This window comes from Bythopirellula superficialaquae, assembly GCF_059632245.1.
Window position 1 is genome coordinate 1,062,070 of record NZ_CP197426.1, and the last position, 17,062, is coordinate 1,079,131.

Annotated in this window: 12 protein-coding genes; 6 read left to right on the plus strand and 6 right to left on the minus strand. The window is 52.3% G+C overall.

Features of this window, described 5'->3' with window-relative positions; translation table 11 throughout:
• The first annotated feature begins 289 nt into the window (after positions 1-289).
• The 3 genes from SH678x_RS04400 (at position 290) to SH678x_RS04410 (ending at position 6,058) form a co-directional block, all read left to right on the plus strand.
• Positions 290-688 carry a BlaI/MecI/CopY family transcriptional regulator gene (locus SH678x_RS04400; RefSeq protein ID WP_496921673.1) on the plus strand — a complete coding sequence of 133 codons (399 nt, stop codon included), beginning with the start codon at positions 290-292 and terminating at the stop codon, positions 686-688.
• Positions 685-3,951 carry a M56 family metallopeptidase gene (locus tag SH678x_RS04405; protein ID WP_496921674.1) on the plus strand — a complete coding sequence of 1,089 codons (3,267 nt, stop codon included), beginning with the start codon at positions 685-687 and terminating at the stop codon, positions 3,949-3,951. The genes SH678x_RS04400 and SH678x_RS04405 overlap by 4 nt, the downstream gene beginning before the upstream one ends.
• A gap of 517 nt (positions 3,952-4,468) precedes the next feature.
• Complete coding sequence (locus SH678x_RS04410; protein ID WP_496921675.1) at positions 4,469-6,058, plus strand: IS607 family transposase; 1,590 nt, start codon at positions 4,469-4,471, stop codon at positions 6,056-6,058.
• Positions 6,059-6,080: 22 nt separating this feature from the next.
• Here the strand turns inward: SH678x_RS04410 and SH678x_RS04415 are convergent, their stop codons facing one another.
• The 6 genes from SH678x_RS04415 to SH678x_RS04440 all read right to left on the minus strand — a co-directional run bounded on the left by SH678x_RS04415 (position 6,081) and on the right by SH678x_RS04440 (position 13,344).
• Complete coding sequence (locus SH678x_RS04415) at positions 6,081-7,124, minus strand: 3'-5' exoribonuclease YhaM family protein (RefSeq protein ID WP_496921676.1); 1,044 nt, start codon at positions 7,122-7,124, stop codon at positions 6,081-6,083.
• A 75-nt stretch (positions 7,125-7,199) separates the two neighbouring features.
• Complete coding sequence (locus SH678x_RS04420; protein WP_496921677.1) at positions 7,200-7,691, minus strand: ExbD/TolR family protein; 492 nt, start codon at positions 7,689-7,691, stop codon at positions 7,200-7,202.
• A 54-nt stretch (positions 7,692-7,745) separates the two neighbouring features.
• On the minus strand, positions 7,746-8,210 hold the full coding sequence (locus SH678x_RS04425; protein WP_496921678.1) for an ExbD/TolR family protein: 465 nt from the start codon (positions 8,208-8,210) through the stop codon (positions 7,746-7,748).
• 24 nt (positions 8,211-8,234) lie between these two features.
• On the minus strand, positions 8,235-9,011 hold the full coding sequence (locus SH678x_RS04430; RefSeq protein ID WP_496921679.1) for a MotA/TolQ/ExbB proton channel family protein: 777 nt from the start codon (positions 9,009-9,011) through the stop codon (positions 8,235-8,237).
• A gap of 146 nt (positions 9,012-9,157) precedes the next feature.
• Positions 9,158-10,189 (minus strand): tetratricopeptide repeat protein, encoded by a 1,032-nt coding sequence (locus SH678x_RS04435; RefSeq protein WP_496921680.1) that lies wholly within the window; start codon positions 10,187-10,189, stop codon positions 9,158-9,160.
• Positions 10,186-13,344 carry a tetratricopeptide repeat protein gene (locus SH678x_RS04440; protein WP_496921681.1) on the minus strand — a complete coding sequence of 1,053 codons (3,159 nt, stop codon included), beginning with the start codon at positions 13,342-13,344 and terminating at the stop codon, positions 10,186-10,188. Before SH678x_RS04440 ends, SH678x_RS04435 begins: the two co-directional genes overlap by 4 nt.
• A gap of 265 nt (positions 13,345-13,609) precedes the next feature.
• Between SH678x_RS04440 and SH678x_RS04445 the strand changes: the two genes are divergently transcribed.
• Genes SH678x_RS04445 through SH678x_RS04455 form a run of 3 tightly spaced genes read left to right on the plus strand, consistent with a single transcriptional unit; the run spans position 13,610 to position 17,022 of the window.
• Entirely contained in the window at positions 13,610-14,515 is a 906-nt protein-coding gene (locus tag SH678x_RS04445) for a hypothetical protein (RefSeq protein WP_496921682.1), read from the plus strand.
• Complete coding sequence (locus tag SH678x_RS04450) at positions 14,512-15,867, plus strand: hypothetical protein (RefSeq protein WP_496921683.1); 1,356 nt, start codon at positions 14,512-14,514, stop codon at positions 15,865-15,867. Before SH678x_RS04445 ends, SH678x_RS04450 begins: the two co-directional genes overlap by 4 nt.
• 6 nt (positions 15,868-15,873) lie before the next feature.
• Positions 15,874-17,022: a sulfotransferase family protein gene (locus SH678x_RS04455; RefSeq protein WP_496921684.1), complete on the plus strand. Its 1,149-nt coding sequence runs from the start codon at positions 15,874-15,876 to the stop codon at positions 17,020-17,022.
• The last annotated feature ends 40 nt before the right edge of the window (positions 17,023-17,062 follow it).

Consider the following 17,062-nt stretch of genomic DNA (forward strand, 5'->3'; position numbering starts at 1 on the left):
TGACGGCTCGCCGTCGGCCATCTTTTAATTTTTTCAAAGTTTCTCTTGACGAGAGAGATCGCGTCTCGCTACGATCATCTAAAGAATTAAAACATTTGCCAGGAATTGAACACATCTTTTTACAGGTGAAAGCAGAGAAGAATTCTTAAACCGCTAATCTTCACTAATATGCGCTAATCATTAGCGATTATTAGCGCATATTAGCGGTTAAAAAACTCTGCTACCTCTGCGATCTCCTGTAAACAATTCCGTGATCGGCGTTTCCTACTGATTTTTTTTGGAGTTACTCATGCCACGACCTACGTCGGAGCAGCCCACGGAGCTGGAACTCGAGATCCTCAAGGTTCTGTGGCAGGAAGCACCGCTTCCCGTGCGGGAAGTTCGTGAGCGTTTAGAGCAGCAGGCCGAGCGGACCCTCACGCACAGCAGCGTGATCACGATGCTCAACATCATGGTCCGCAAAGGATTCTTGCGCCGCCAGAAAGAAGGAAAGGCTTTTTTGTTTGCCCCCAAGGTGGCGAAAGAAGATATCTCCGGCGGATTCGTTGGCGATCTCTTATCGCGCGTGTTCGATGGCTCGCCGCAGGCGTTGGTGCTCAATCTTTTGGAAACCACGGATCTCGATGGCGAAGAACTGGCCGAGTTGCGGCGTCTCATCAATCGCAAAGCCAAGGAGCAAAAGTCATGAATGCGTTCCTGGAACTAGGTTTTGATTCCCAGTTGTGCAACCGAATCTGTTTGATGCTGGCGCATTCCTTGTGGCAAGTCTCGCTATTGGCCGCTTGCGCCGTTCTGCTGGTTAGTCGCTTACGCCGAGACAAACCAGAACGCGGCTATGCTGTGTATGTCGGTGCGATGTTGCTCGCAATCGTGGCCTTGCCGATCACTTATTGGCAACTTGGATCAGATTCGTTGGTCGTCAACGAGACTCTTGCTGCCACGAACGAAACAAGTTGGCCCGCGCAATCCCACGAGGTGTTGCCACCGAGGGAGATTGCTAAACCACGTGCCGATTCAGAGCCTGTTTCATCAGCCGCAGCAATTGTCAGCCATCAGGCTGCAACATCGGTCGGTTTCGCTGCGATCGCTCCGTGGCTGCTGGGGGTTTATCTGTTGGGAGTCGTCGTCATGCTGCTCCGCGTGGGGCAGGGGGTTTGGAAAGCCCAGCGGTTGGCAAGTCTTGCTCAGCCGATCAGTAGTGGCCCACTTGTCGCGGCGCTCGAGCTGCTCGCCCGCTCGTGGTCGTTGCGTGTGCTACCGAGGCTTGCCGAGGCACAGCACATCATCGTGCCGCAAGTCGTGGGACTGCTACGGCCAACAATCTTGATTCCCACGTCGGCACTCACGGGGCTAACAGCCAGCGAACTCGAAATGATTCTTGCCCACGAGCTAGCCCACGTGCGCCGTCACGACATGTGGGTGAATCTTTTGCAGCGTCTGGCCGAGGCGGTGCTGTTTTTCAATCCCGCGCTCTGGTATCTCAGCCGGCAAATCAGCATCTACCGCGAGTACTGCTGCGACGAGCAAACGTGTCGCGGTGCGGATCAATCGTCGCCGAGCCGAGTGCAATACGCCCAGGCTTTGTTACGAATCGTGGAATTGAGTGGGCAAACCGATCAGCGGCCTGAACTTGCGGCGCTTGCCGCGTCGGGCGGCCGTCCGTCGGAATTACGCCGCCGCGTGGCCCGGCTCTTTGGCGAACCGTTGCGCGAGCCAATCCGCGTGTCGCGCTCAGGATTGTTGGCGCTCGTCATTGGCTTGGGATTGATGGCGGTCGCACCACTGAGTTGGCAGAACGCCGCCGAGCCTGTGAAAGACGAGAAACAGTCTGTGGCAGCAGGTGAGCAATCCGATAAGCCCATGGTCGAAGTTCTTGCGATTGGTACCCACAATGAAGAGCCGCAACGGTGGTGGAACGCGGAAGGCGAAATTTTGGAGTCAGTGCCGTTCACGTGGTCGAAAGGGAGCACTGTTGCCTCGCAGGATAAAGTGTGGCGGCGGATTGCGATTCGCGTCGATGTACCGTCGGAGGATGACACCGACATGACCTGGAACATTATTGGAGCACGAGCTTCCGCGGGAGGAAATCTTAATTTCGACAGTGAACACAAACCAGGGATCTATCGAACACGCTATTTCGGACTCGACGAAAACCAGAAAACAATCGGACTGCGAGTTGGGGTAGCAAGAGGAAATTGGAATACCGTGGCCGAAACCAACGGCAGTGGTTCAAGTGCCTCTGGCTTGATGGGCGGTAAGAGCATTGTGTTTTCATCGCCGATGGCCAGTGCCGAGGGAACCACGATCATCATCTCGCATAATTTTTTCGATGTGGCGTTCCGGATTGTCGCCATCGACAAACAGGGTAAGACTCACGACACGGCCGGTCGCGGAGGCTACAGTGCTGGCCAAATCTATCAGTCCCCCGCGACTTTTCGAGGGTTGAAACCTGACCAAATCGAACGTTTCGAATTTCAAACGCGCGACTACGAGTGGACGGAGATTGACGATTTGCCGGTGGAGCCGGGGCAGAAGATTGGCATAGAGAATCCTCACAAGCAACGTAAAATGCTGGTGAAAGTCGTCGATAGTGATGGCAAGCCACTTCAGGAGGTTAGTGTTCGTCGCAATTATGTTTTCAAGGCCGATGGCGTACAGAAGGTAAAAATCGAGAACGAGATTTACATTACTGACCACAAGGGCCAGGCCTTGGTTAGACTCCCCGGCAAGTCGGAGGGTTTGCGGCTTTGGGCGCGGAAGAAGGGGTATGTGCCGTTGTTCGCCGATTGGCACAAGGAATATCAGACCGATGGCGATCAAATTCCCGAGACGTTTGAGTTCCGGATGAACCCCGGAACAACAATCGGCGGAGTTGTGCACGATTCCGTCGGCATGCCGATCAAGGGGGTCAAAGTCGAAGTCGTTGATGCCGTTGCCAGCCAATTTTCGATTACGCCTGCTGAACCAGAAGCCGGTCGTCGCCCCGTTCGTGATCAGTGGATCGCGTACGGAAGCAACGCCGTGTTTACCGACGCGGAGGGCCGATGGGAAGTTGGCGAGCTACCGACTGATACGGAGCTGATTTTCGACAAGATGCGTTTACTAAACTCGCGACCAATACCGCCTGTGCTTTTGAAGTTCAGCCATCCTGATTACGAAGCAGTCGATGGGATCGATTTGCGTACAAATATCGTCAATCCTGAACTCGAGCACTTGAGAGCAGGACAAGTGGTAACAGCCATGAGGTGGATCGATCGCGAAGACACGTCGCGAGTGAATGCCGTGCATTGGAAAGATGGCGAGGCTTACGAAAACGGCCAGTTCGTTGGGCATGCTTTTCAGGGTCAGCACCCAGTCGTGGCGGTGTCGCGACTCTTTGCGAAAGCTAATTTTCGTGACGCTGTGCTCGACGATTTACGACTTGAAGGATTGGAAAGCTCGTTCAGTGAAACAGATTTTTCCCATGCTCGTATTTTGAATTCGCTCATGATCGGCACCGGTGCCTTCCAGCGCGTTAATTTCAGCGGCGCTACGCTTGATGGGGTTGATGCGAGGGGAGGGGATTCAGGATTTCAACTTGCCAATTTTGAGAAAGCCAATCTTAAGAACACGAACTTGCAAGGTGGCGTCTCAGCCTTTCAATTGGCGTCGTTTCGCGATGCGGTGTTAAGATCCTCTCGACTGAGTGGCGAGGGAGCATCGTTTCAAGAGGTGAATTTCGATAATGCGTCTCTCGCAAAGACGCTGATCGTTTGCCCTAAGGCGTCGACCGCGTTTCAGCAAGTCAGCCTGAATAACACGGAATTCATCGGTTGCCATTTGAATACGATCGACGCAAACTCGCTTGAATCTTGCGTGTTCGACAAATCCACACCACCTCGCTACGACGCGGCCACAAAGTTTCCCGAGGGTTTCGATCCCGCGGATCACGGTTGGCAGTTGATTGAGTGAGGCGAGCCGGCCAAATTTTGTTGCTGAAATGGCCGCGCGGATGTGGTAAGAAAGACCGTAGACAGTAGGACTGTGGACGATGGTTTTTTGTAGGCCGGAACAAGCCGTGCGCAGTTCCGGCACGAAGCGGGACAGAGCAATAGGTGCCGGTACTGCGCGGAGCTTGTTCACGGCCTACATCTGGATTCCGGCCTGCGCGGGAATGACAATCACCGCACTCAGCGTAGTCTCGAAGGCGAAGCTGCGCGCTAACATCAATCGACTAACCACACACGAAAAAAAATGAACACTGACAAATCGAAATAAACCCTGCCAAGTTGGAAGAGTTGGACAAGTTGGACGTCTTGAAATCAGTTTTTTCACATATCTTAATAGCTGTGGGCTGACTCGATGAGTAATCTTCGAGATTCTTAATTAGCTCATTCTCAATTGCTCAACTTAAAAAAGTCGCGACCTAATCAGTGATCAGACTGACTAGGCCGCTAATCACCAACAACTATTAAGGAGTTGTGGGACTATGGCTGATTCTACGTATGTATCGGGGCTAATGTCGATGAGTGAGGCTTGTAGGTTCGCGGGATGCCATCCCAATACACTGCGAAAGTACGCGAACAAGCCCGTCGACGATGAAAAATTCTTGCCAGCGTTTAGGGTATTAGGCGGTCAACGTCGCTTCCGCCGAGAAGACCTCATTGAATTCTTTAAGATTAAAAATACAGAAGGAAATTGTAGTGAGGGGGGGAGGATAGCTGGTTATGCGAGAGTATCTTCCACTGGACAAGCGACCTTAAAGGATGGGGAATCATCGCTCACAAGACAGATTCAAGAGATTGAAAATTATTGTCTTGAGCATTATGGCACTAAGCCCGTTCTGTACTCAGAAACTTCAAGTGCCCTTAACTTCAAGAGAAAGCAGCTAACGAAACTCATCAGAGATATACTGGCAGGGAAATTAGATGTGATCGTGGCCAGTTATCGCGATAGGCTTTTTAGACTCGGATTCCATCTCTTGGAGACAATCTGTGAAGTTAACAATGTAAGAATTGTCATCATTAACAAAACTGAGGCTGTCTCCAATGTTCAAGAATTCGTAGAAGAGACAGCTATGTTTATCCAGCTAATGGCCAATAGGATGATTGCCGCTCGTGGGGCCAAAGTTCTCAAGAAACATATCAGCGATCAAACTAAGGCCCGAATCCATGAACTCAGGAATGAAGGCTTATCTATTGCAGAAGTCTCTCGCGTGATATTCAGTGAAGGTCACAAGGCGACCAATTCTAAGGGCGAGACTGTGATTGGCCCCGATGTTATCAGAAAGACCCTGAATGAGAAGTTGCAACTGGCGACTAACGAAACCACCGTTGAGAGGTATTACCGCGATTGTATTGAAGTGGCCAATGAGGATTGTCGAATTGAGAAAAAACTGTTGTATGAGAACTACTGCGATTGGACAAAAGCTCGTGGCTCGCGGCCTACATCCATGCCAATTCTGACTAAGGTTCTCAAAAATTTACAAGTGAAAGAATCAAATGTTCATGTTGGGGCCAACGTAGCTCTAGCTTGGGCAGGGATCAAAATAAAAAACAACAACTTGCACGTTATCGTAAGTTCTAGGGGCAACTACAAGCCACAGAAGCGATCAATCGAGAAGCAAAATCACTTCATTGAATTCGCCCAACTCTTGATTAATGATGGGGCGGAACTCACAAGGGGGCAACTTAACGCCAGATACTTGGCTCACTGTGAGCAAAACAACATTAAACCGATCAAGCTAAGACTAATTCCAGATATTCTCGCCAACGAATTCCAGATCGTGGCCCAACTCACTGGAAAATCCCATCGTTATTGCTTCGGTTCCCAAATTGACAAGTTATCAACTTCTGAACAAACAAAGGAAAATGATGGGGCTGATTCAATCACAAATCGACCCCAATTACCTCCCAATTCTGATTCAAATACTGCCCAATTATCACTTGATTCGGTAGCGATTGATTCTGGTCGAGATTCTTCTGAAATTGCCCCTAAGACTTCTCTTCTTCCTGTGGTTAATGCCGCGAATGCGGCTAAATCTTCTCTTGGCAGCGATTGTAAGAAAATGGCTTGCTGAAACGAGACAACCGAAGAATTTCTCACTCGTCTTCCAAGCCGCCGCCGCGATAGATTTTCTGCCGCAGCGGATTGCGAGTCGTCGTGAATGGTCCTTCGGCGTCGTCTTCGATCGCGAGAACCATCATGTGCAGCTTCGCGTCAAGATCGTCGGCATGGTGAACGATGAAGGCCTCCAGCGTCATCGGCGGTTTGGGGGAACCCCATTCCGGCAGACGCTGATGCGTGACGATGATGTGTTCCAAACGAAGGAGTTTTTCAGGATCGAGAGGGTAGTGAAGCGCCGTTTCGCGAACGATGTCGCGGCCTTGCAGAATGTGACCGATCAAATTCCCGGAAGCCGTGTATTCAGCACCCGCGGGAGTGGTCGTCAATTCGCGGACCTTGCCGATGTCGTGCAGAATCCCGCCGGCGATGATGAGGCCCTTATCCAACGGCGGCTGCAAATCGCGGTACAGGTCGGTGTATTTTTCCGCGAAGTAAACGCACGATCTCGCCACGTTCAGCACGTGTTCCAAAAACCCACCCAAATGCGCGTGGTGGTGATACTTCGCCGCGGGCAAGGTCAGTAAAATACTTTGATATTGTTCCAGGATCGCTTGCACGAAGTTCGACAGTTCCTCGTCGTCGATCATGTCTCGCGTGATGGCAATCAACTCGTCGTACATTTCCTGCGGATCGAAACGCGATGCCGGCAGGCACATGGCCGGAGTAAATCCATCATTGGCGTCGGCATCAATGACACCGCGAATTTTACGAATCTCCAATTGCGGCCCGTAGTTGGTTTCGCGATAAAGGGCACGCAGCTTATAGAACTCGCCGACGGCCCATTGTTCCTTGCAAACGGTCGCCCAACTCGTGTCGCTCCAGATGGGAAAACTCACTTCGCGGGCCGCGTCACGGAACGTCACGCGGTAATAAGGCTTGCCGTCGCGCGTGGTCAGTTCTTCCTTAGCCGCCAGCAAAGCAAAGAAATCGGCTTCCTGGCCGTTGGTGAGTTCACCGAGCGGCACGATCGTGATCACGGCATCGCCGTTTTCGAACAAAGAAGATTGGGCTGTGCTCATGGGGGTGATTATACCTTCGGGGAAACAGTGAATGCGAGAGTCCGTGCCCGAAATTTTCGCCACGACACTAGGACCTCACTCGCCCTGTGTCGCCAGCGGCGAAAACCGCACCCGTTCCACGAGTTTATGCTGCTCACCGTTGTCGTCGACATAACCCGTAACAGCCGTGATCGCGTTCATGGCATAACGGTATTTCAAGTTGAAATCGGCGTCGATTTCGACTTCCTGATCCGAGGAACCAGGGCCCGCCGCGTCGCCGATCAGGCTGCGAATCTTAGATTGCAGTTGATAGAACGGGGCGTCACCCGCAATCGCCACGTCTCCCAATTGCACGCCAGCCAGTTGGCCGTTCTCGTCGGCTCGCAGCCGCACTTTCAAGAGCGGCGATTCGCTAGGAGTGCTGGCCGAGCTTTGCTGAGCCGACGGCATGCGGATGTTGAAATCCCCTTCAGGCAGCACGATCTTAAACGTGAAGACGAAGAACACCATCAACTGGAACACAATGTCGATCATCGGCGTCATCTGCACGAAGACTTCGTCATGGCGGCTGTGTCTGTTGAATTTCATAGCAACGATTCAATATGTGAAGCACAAGGAGCAAGAAGTTCCGGAAACGTCCTACTATCCGCCACCGATTGTGCGAATTTCACTTTGCTTTCCGCGCAAGGCAAATCGCTCGAAGGTGAGTTTCTGGCATGCCTGGATCACCTTCTGCACCATCCCAGTTTTGGCATCCTCGTCGGCACGGATAATGACGGTCACGTCGCCAATCTTCTTGTCAGTCAGCCGATTGATAATCTGTGTTTCTTTGAGAAGCTGAGATTGCAAGGCGTCGAACGTTGTAAGTTCTTCTCCTCCGTAGACAAAGTGATCGTCCTTCGTGAGATGAATCGTCAGTGGATAGTCGTAGGGAGCAACCGGTGGCTTGGCCAATTCGCTGGCCGGCAGTGTGACCCGCTGGTCTTGTTCAACGTCGTTAAAATTCAGCACGAACATGAAAAAGGAGATCAATTGGAACGCGCAGTCGATCATCGGGGTCATATCCCCTTCGACGATACCTTGCGGGCCTCTTCGCCTGATACGCATGGCGATTTTCTCCAAGACAAATGCTTAGGCCGACTTCTTGAAACGACTCATCATTTCTTCGCTCACGACGCCGATTTCCAACACATTCCGGGCAATTCTGTTTCGCAGTATGTTAAATGCCGCGATTGCCGGGATCGCCAACAGCAAGCCGACCAACGTTGTAAACAACGCGGTCGCAACCCCCTCGGCCAGCGACTGAGGATCAGGAGCACCGGTCGTGGTATTGGCGATGACTTTGAACGACATGATCATGCCGTCGACTGTTCCCAAAAGTCCCACCATCGGTGCAATCGACCCGATCAAGGCCAGATAGCTGAGCCGATGCTCGACCTTCATATTTTCTTCCTCACCGATATTTTGCATCGACTCGATGGCTGCATCATATCCGGCGGAAACCTTGGCCATGCCGGCTGCCAGCACGTGACCCAAAAACGATTCGTCAGTTTTTGCCAAATCGTAAGCTTGTTGATATTGCTTGGCATCGATCAGTTTGTCGAAATCCTCAATGAGCAGACTCGGCACCATATTCGAGCGCCGCGACGAGAGCGCATTCATGATGATCAAAGCAACCAGCGAAAAGGACATACCCAGAAACGCGATGCCATACATCCATCCCAGCGATTGGGCGGCCCATTGCAAGTAGCTAATCTGCTCGACTTCGGCCTCTGCTACCGGAGCCGCATCTTCTTCGACGACCACTGCAGCTTCCTCCTGAGCCCTAAGAGTCGATGGCCCTGAACAAACATGAAAGATCGCGACCAACAACAGCAAGAAGAGACGAACTGAACGCAACATTGGCATGATTAACTGCTCCGCAATCCGAAAAGGATGCTCAAAAATATCGCTAGAAACTTCAATGTACTCTGGGGACCGTGCCGGGCCAACTCGGAATGCAACCGCTATGTCAAACTTTGCGCCCCTACAATTCCCACAATCAACTCCTCTTATCATCTCGCCCAACGGCTTAGCGGATATTCGTCGCTTAACCGTTGCTGGGCATCCTGCGCTCGGGTCGGCTGACGCAGTGTTTTCCAGAGATCCGTCAGCCTAGCAAGAGCTTTGGCATGTTCTGCCGAGGAAACATTGAACAAGAGATCAACGTGCAAAAAAGCCTCTCGGGCGCCCCGTTTGTTACCCGCCGCCAGTAAACAATCCCCTAAGGCGTTATAACCCTGAGCCAATGCTTCAGTATCGTTGAGAGGAGTTTGTTGAATGACTTGCCTGATGACCGTGATTCCTTCGCCCACTTTGTCCGTGGCCGCCAGGCTCACGGCCCGGCCCAAGGTCGCTTCCTTTTTCATGCCGTCGGCCAAAGTGTTTGTTCCGGCGGCAAGGAGAGAGCCTTCGAACTGGGCTAGGGCCTCCGTGTGGTTTCCTTGTTCTTGCAGGAGCTGCGCAACCAACAAGGCCGACCGCGATTTGTAGTAAGGAGAGGGTGCTTTGGCCAAAGTTTCGTACTTCTTGCGAGCGAGATCCAGATCACCTGCGGCGCGGTACAGATCGCCATGCAACTCAATCGCCGCAGGAACATGGTAGCTCGTGCGTTGGCCACTCAGAAAAGCGCCGATCTCATTGATCGATTTCTTTAGATCGCCCTTACCCGCCAACGACAGATTGGCGTTACAAGCCGCAGTGTAAAAATCGAGATCTTGAATTACTTCAGGACGCGTGACTTTCGAACGATCAATTTTTTGAAGACGTTCCAGCGCCGTATCATAGCGCCCACGGCGATACTGTGTACGCACGCTATTAAGTTCTGGCGGTTCCTCGGCGTATTGAATCCTTTCGATCTCCTCAGCGGGAATTTTGCTGGTAACACCCCCTTTGGAAATCGTAACCCCTAGCGGTGTGACTGCCGTAATCTGCCCGGAATCGATGCCGCTCTCACGCTGCACGCGATCCGTCGATTGAGCGTGGAGTGCGATCGTTGAAAAGGAAACAATGACAACCGCGAGGCTAATTCTCGTGAAACTGTTCATTTCCCTGCCTCCTTCAACAAAACATTAACCTCTTTCAACAGTGCCTCAAACTTTGCTTGCCAATCGGCGCCACCTAAATCTGGGTAAAGCTGCTTCAGGGCATTAATATTCTGACGAACAGCTTCAAGTTGCTTGGTTCTGCTCTCCCCATCAGACAATTTCGCCGCTTGAAAACGTGTTTCGACGACATGATATCTAGCTGCGAAATAGAGTTCTTGAAATTTGTCTGCTGAGTCCTGATTCGGGGGCGTGTCACCTCGAGGATGCAAGGCTTGCCGTTTGGCGGCATCAGAAACGACGGCAATCTGCAGCCAGCCCCAAATCAAGTTCTTGCCGTTGGCTTGGGGGGTCATACCATGGATCGATTTCTCCAACGTCTTTGGATCTTTGGCGACGTTTCCCCAGGCCTGCAACGCTGCTGCGGTGTCCTGCTGCAATTCGAGCATGTTAGGTTTCTCTTGAAGAATCTTGGCATATTCTTCCACCGCCAACGCAAATTTGCCCCGAGCTTGCAATGTTTCACCGAGTTTTTTTCTTACCGCCAAGGAGGCCAATTCATTGGGCGCGAAACTTGGGTCTTTGCCGATCTCGGCTAGTATCTTGCGATAGGCGTCTTCCGCTTGACTGAGATAGCGGTCAGCATCTTTGCCGCTCAGTCCGCTGCCCAGTTGCAAACTGGTCTGAGCAAGCCAATTCTGCACGGCCCAGCTTTTCGAGTCGCCGCGTTGTGCCACTCGTTCGAGCAGGCTTGAAAATGCCGCGGCAACCCCTGCTGCTTTTGCTTTCTCTCCGGCAGCGGTGAGCTGCTTGATTTGATCTTGAAGCTGCAATCCTAAAGTCACATAAATTCCCGTAAGTTGCTTGCTAGCCTCTGGGGAATCCCCGGTGATCTTTTCCAATTGCTCCATCATGGCGATGGCATCATCAGTCCTTGGAGGGTCTACAGAGACATACGACCGCAGTGCCGCTTTGGTTGTTTCTAAAGCAAACGCCCGTCCTTTCTCGTCCTTGCCCCCCCGTTTGATCACACCCAAAGGACCAATCGAGGGATTCTCTAACACCTCAATGGCTTTGGCAGAGTCTCCACTGGCCAAGAGAAACTGGACGTAATACAGCACTGCTGCGGCTTGGGCGGTCGTGAGATCCGAGGATTTTGCAAACGCTTCATAACCCGCTGAGAGCAGCTTTCCTGCCCGATTCTTGAGACCTTCGATTTGCGCAGTTGTCTGATTGGGTGATTTGGCAGCTTTCTGGAGGTACTGACTCCATAATGAACCGCCCAAACTCAGCCCCGCCGCTCCTCGGGACTCTTCAGGCAATTCATTGAGTAGACGGTCAGCTTCATTGAATTCGTTCTTTTGAATCGCAAGGGAGATCAGCAATTCTGTGGCATTGGTCGCTGCTTCGGTATCGTTCCAGCGCTCGATAATCAGTTCGGCGATACTCCTAAGCTTCTCTGCATAAACATCGGCATCGGGCGCATTGGCTTGCTTTGCTTCCAAGTAAAGCCGTTCATACGCACCGAGCGCGACTCGGGCGGCCGTAGGTGCATATTGAGTCTCGGCATGTTCGTCGGTAATGAGCTGGCCTAATTCAGCAGCCTGCTGGCTCTTGCCGGTGTCCCAGTACAGCCAACATAAGTAATAACGTGCCGCCGCAGCATCATCTTGGGAGATCTTTTCATCGATAAACGGTAAGGCTTGTTGCAGGTAATCGATCGCTTGTTGTCGGCTTGCCGAGACTTGGTCTTCAATATCGGCCACGCCTTCGGGATTGTTGTCCTTTGCAAGATTAACAGCCAGCTGAGCTGAAGACATTCGCTCAATTGCCGCCTTACCAGCCGAAAACGCATCGGCGAAACCTGTCACCTCTACTTGGGTGGAATCGTCGTTCCCCGATAGAGCTAATGCGGTCCGTGCATCATCCTGAAATTCACTAGGATGCCGCGACACTTCGCGGAAGAGTTTTCGAGCATCAGTCCTCAGGCGACTGGCATCTTCGCCGCCGGGGTCCTTGCTCGCCTTGGCGGAGTAAGCCGTCGCCAATTGATATTCGACCGCCAACCATTCGGGCTGTTTCAGCTCATCGGAACTCGCCTGATTGAGCCATTCGCTACATTCCTCGATCGCCTTGTTATATTCCCCTTCGGCCAAATAGCATTCGGCACGATACCGATACGCACGAGCGACAAGTCTGCGAAAATCCGCCTGGCCGACGGGCTGATTGACGAGCTCGCCAAATGTCTTGAGGGCCTTATTCAACTCCCCAGCTGCTTGATAACATCGCCCTTCATAAAGCACTGCATAGAAACCGACCAGCTTGTTTTCATAGTCTTTACGCAGCTTTGCAAACGATGCCGCAGCAGTATCAAGTGCTAGTTCTCGTTCCGGAGCATCGATGGGATAAGCTCGCGAGATTTCAAACTTTAGATTCGCCGCCAGAAAACGTCCCTCGGCTTGTTTGGCTAGCAGGTCTTGTTTAAGTGCCGCGGCACCCTTGTCGGCCTGAAGTTCTGCTCCGCGGGGCAGCTGAGACAATTGGTCGTCGATACTCGTCAAGAGTTGATTCACCGCATCTGCCGCTTGCTGAATATTCTCACGAGCGCTAGCGCGAAGCGATTCTTGTTCTGCCGTCGCTTCCTTGGGTAGCCGATCGGCCTTGTTGAGCATGGCCAGCGCTTGCTCGGTGAGCATGTTACCCACTTGGCTCAAGGCGGAAATGTATTGGGGAGAGCTAGAATGCTCTTTGGCAAACTTTTGAAAACCTTCGGCTGCTTGTTGCAGTAAATTCTGGCGTTCATTTTCTCCCACCGCTTGACGAGCCATAGCCGCTCGCGTTACGGCCAGATGATAGTCGCGGTCAGCTAGAAATTCTTGTGTTGTGAGCGGATCATCTTCAGCCTGTTCGAGGTAATCGATGGCCACGTCATTCCAACCCCGCTCGCGCAACTTCTCCAGAAAACGCGTGGGAACGTCGGCGTCGGGGGCTTTTTTGTCTTGCCCCCAAGCAACAGAAGTGGTGACAACGATTACCCACACCACAAGATACGCACAGAGTTTCCACCCGACCTTGCTACGCTCGGCAAGCAAGGAACTCAAATACAGGACGGCGCATTCGTGCAACGAACCAGCGTGGGCCCGACTATCACGCGGCATGTCTGGTGGATCCGAGGGGAGTTCTTCTGTTCCGGCAGAATAAGTTATTTTACACAATGTTCAGGCCGGGAACAGCAGCCCCGGTGGCAAGGAAACGGGTAAACTATGCCGAATAGAACGATTATAAGGCTTGATTGCTCCCGGCCGAACTAGCCAACTACACTGAATATTGATCACGACAAGTTTGAAATTCGCTACTAAGGGAAAAGCACTTTTGCTGAGATTTGGCTCACCTATTGAACAACAACGACGAAGCCGTGGCCCCGTGCGCAAGCGTTGGCGGCTGTGGATGCTGTTCGCGGCTGCTTGTCTGGTTGTCTTCTTCATGCGTTTTCTTCAGGAGCCCCAAACCGTCGAAAAGATTGACTCGTTGTTTACACCCTCAACCCAAAAAGAACCAATAGTTCAATCCCCTCGCGGTTCAATTGTCGACTCTGAAGTGGCGATCTTAGCCCCCATATCTACCGAACCGATCCAGCCACAAACGGCCTCAGTGGCTAATTCCTCCAAGTCAACCGCTGTTGATTTGTCAGCGGTAAAGGACAATACCTATTTCCGTGTGGAAGAGAATGCCGCGTGGTTTGAGACTCTTAAACATCTTCAAACACTGCCCGCAAAAAATCTCAAGCAAGAATCCCTCGGTGAAATCACATACGCCCAATTCATCAAGCAACCAGACACCTACCGCGGCAAGATCGTTACTATTACTGGCACGGCCATGCGCGAGGAATCGATCAAAGCTCCAACCAATGACATGGGGATCGACGAATATCATCGTCTTGTCATTCGACCAACGGGCGGCGGAGTTTGGCCGCTAATTGTTTACAGTTTGGACCTCCCTGCAAAATTTCCGCGCGGCAACGAGATAAACGCCGACTTGCAAGTCGACGGTATCTTCTTCAAGAACTGGTCGTACGCTTGGCAAGATGGGTTAGGCCTCGCGCCGGTGATTTTGGCTAATAACGTTCAATGGCAACCTCAAACAGTTATCCCGATCAAACGGCAGAACGTGAACTGGCAAAATATCGTGGCCGCAATTGTTATCGGCGCTGCGATAGCGTCATTCGTCGGCTGGTTCGTTTGGCGGCAATCTCGGCGATCAGCTTCATCTCTCGGCAAGCAAAACATTGTCATTAAACTCCCTCCTGAAATCACCAAGGCCGAGCGATGAAATCCTTCTGCCTCCTTACTGCACTACTTTTTCTAGTCGTGGTCGCCAGCCATTGCTCAGCCCAAACAGGCTCAACAAAGGATGGCTTTCGCGGCCTGCTCGAAATCGTTGATATCGGTCCAGACGATCTCACCAACATCTCAGCCAACGATCCAACCGAAGCCAACTGGAAGACAATCTCGCAAATTGTCGCGCGACTCGAACAACATCGAAACGAGCTACCCAGCTGGATTCTGACAGATCAAGAATATGCTTCTGAAGCCCTTGGTGAACTGTTTGAAGTCTCCGGAACCGTTGAAACGATCGAACCTCTTCCTTTGCCCAGCAAACTCACCGAACAATCGGACATCAAAACTCTCTTTCGTTGTCGTTTGAAACTCTCTGACAATAACAGCATCAATCTGTTAACAACTCGCGTGCCCAAGCGCTGGAACCTTACCGAATCCCTTGCCGAACCGGTGTCGTTTCAAGGCGTACTGCTCCACAACGGTGAAGTGCCCCTTTTCTTGACGACCCATCTCGCTTGGTTTCCCACGAGCGGCCTGCCAGATGGCAAATTGCTGCTCGCTCGTTTTGGCATGGATGCATCGTTGTGGGACGATGTCGTGCAAGGGAGTTCGTTCGTCTCTCCCGAACAGGGCCGCGAGGCACAAGCGTTTTATACGTGTCTCGCGATATTGCAAAAAATTCCGGCCAGCGAACTCGCACGAGAAACGCTGGCCAGCATTGCCCGGCAAGTTGCCCTCAGCAAATCGCCAGACTCGAAACACAGTGTGGCGTTGACCAATGCTATCAATAAACAAGCCGACCTCGGCCTGTCGTCGGTCGCACCACTTTTTTTGGAGCCCCGACAAGTGGTGGGTGAATTGGTGCGTCTCGAAGGAACCGCTCGTCGTGCGGTACGGATATCCGTAAGCGACGAGGAACAACTTGCCGTAGGACAGCCAATCAGCGAGTACTACGAACTCGAAGTTTTTACGCCCGATTCGCAAAACTTGCCGGTGGTTTGCTGCGTGACCCAACTGCCAGCAGATTTTCCCACGGGCGACGCGATTCGCGCGGGAGTGCGGTTCGATGGCGTCTTTTTCAAGGGCTGGCGGTATCGTTCGCGGAAAGTCGTCGAAGGCCCAGGGGAGACAGAGACCCAGCAACAGCGTTATACTCCTATCATACTGGCGGCTTCGGTCACGTGGCTTAAACAACCCTCCGCGCAACCGAGTCTTTGGGGCTTGGTTGTTGGAGTCTGTCTTTTCGCGGCGATGATTTTTGGCCTCGCGAGAATGTTCGTTTCCCAGCGACGCGCTTCCCCAACACGTTTGCCCGATAAACTTCCCGACTTTCAAGATCAGTAAGTAGCGATGAGCGTGATCTCCGAACGACTGTCCGCTCCTCGCAACAAGCGAGTCGTCAAGAATCCCGTACCGTGGTACACGCCCCGCTTCTGGCATGGGATGTGTTTCTCGACGTGGATGAAAACACTCGCTCGCAATGATTTCAACGTCGGCTTGTGCAAGCTGCACACGGCGCTCAGCATCACAGGTATCTCGTTTATCAACAGTGCGCTGGCCACGCTCGATCAGCTGATTTACTCGCCGAAGATCGCAAAAGTCGAGCTCGCTCAACCCCCGTTGTTCATCCTTGGGCACTGGCGATCCGGAACAACGTTCCTGCACGAGCTTTTGATTCGCGACCCACGGCATACTTTCCCTGGCACCTACCAGTGCTTCGTCCCCCATCATTTTGTGCTTACAGAAAGTTGGCTTGCGCCCCTCACGAGCATCCTCATCCCCAAACGGCGTCCCATGGACAACATGGCCGCGGGTTGGAAGCGTCCTCAAGAAGACGAGTTTGCTTTGTGCAACCTGGGTGTTCCAACGCCCTATTTGTCGATGCTCTTTCCCAAGCGCGGCCCCGCCGATGAAGAGTATCTCGATCTGCACAACCTCACCGATGCCCAGCGCGAAGATTGGTGTGCTGCCTTGCATAACTTTTTCCGCCGCGTGACTTATCGCGATCCTCGCCGCATCGTGGTAAAGTCTCCACCGCACACGGCGCGAGTCCGCACGCTGCGGCAGCTTTATCCGCAAGCCAAGTTCGTGCATATCGTACGTGATCCTTATGAAGTGTTTATCTCGACCATTGGTTTGTGGAAATCGCTCAACGAAGTTCAGCGCGTTCAGGCTTTGGGTGATGAATTGTGGCTCGATGAATTTGTGCTGAGCACCTTCGAACGAATGTACGCGGCTTATATTACCGACCGCGAATTGCTCGCAGGCAATCAACTCATCGAATTGAAATACGAGGACCTGGTGAAAAACCCGTTGGAGTCGGTTCGTGCGGTTTACGAACAACTGGAGCTCGACGACTTTTCACAGATCGAACCGTCTCTGCAAAAACATCTGGCCGAAGTCAAAAACTATCGGCCCAATCAATACGATTTGCCCGAGGAAAAACGGCAGGTTATTCGCGAGCGCTGGGCCGACTACATCGCGCGGTATGGGTACTGACGAACGGATCGCCATCGATCGATGATCAAGACGTCCGCAA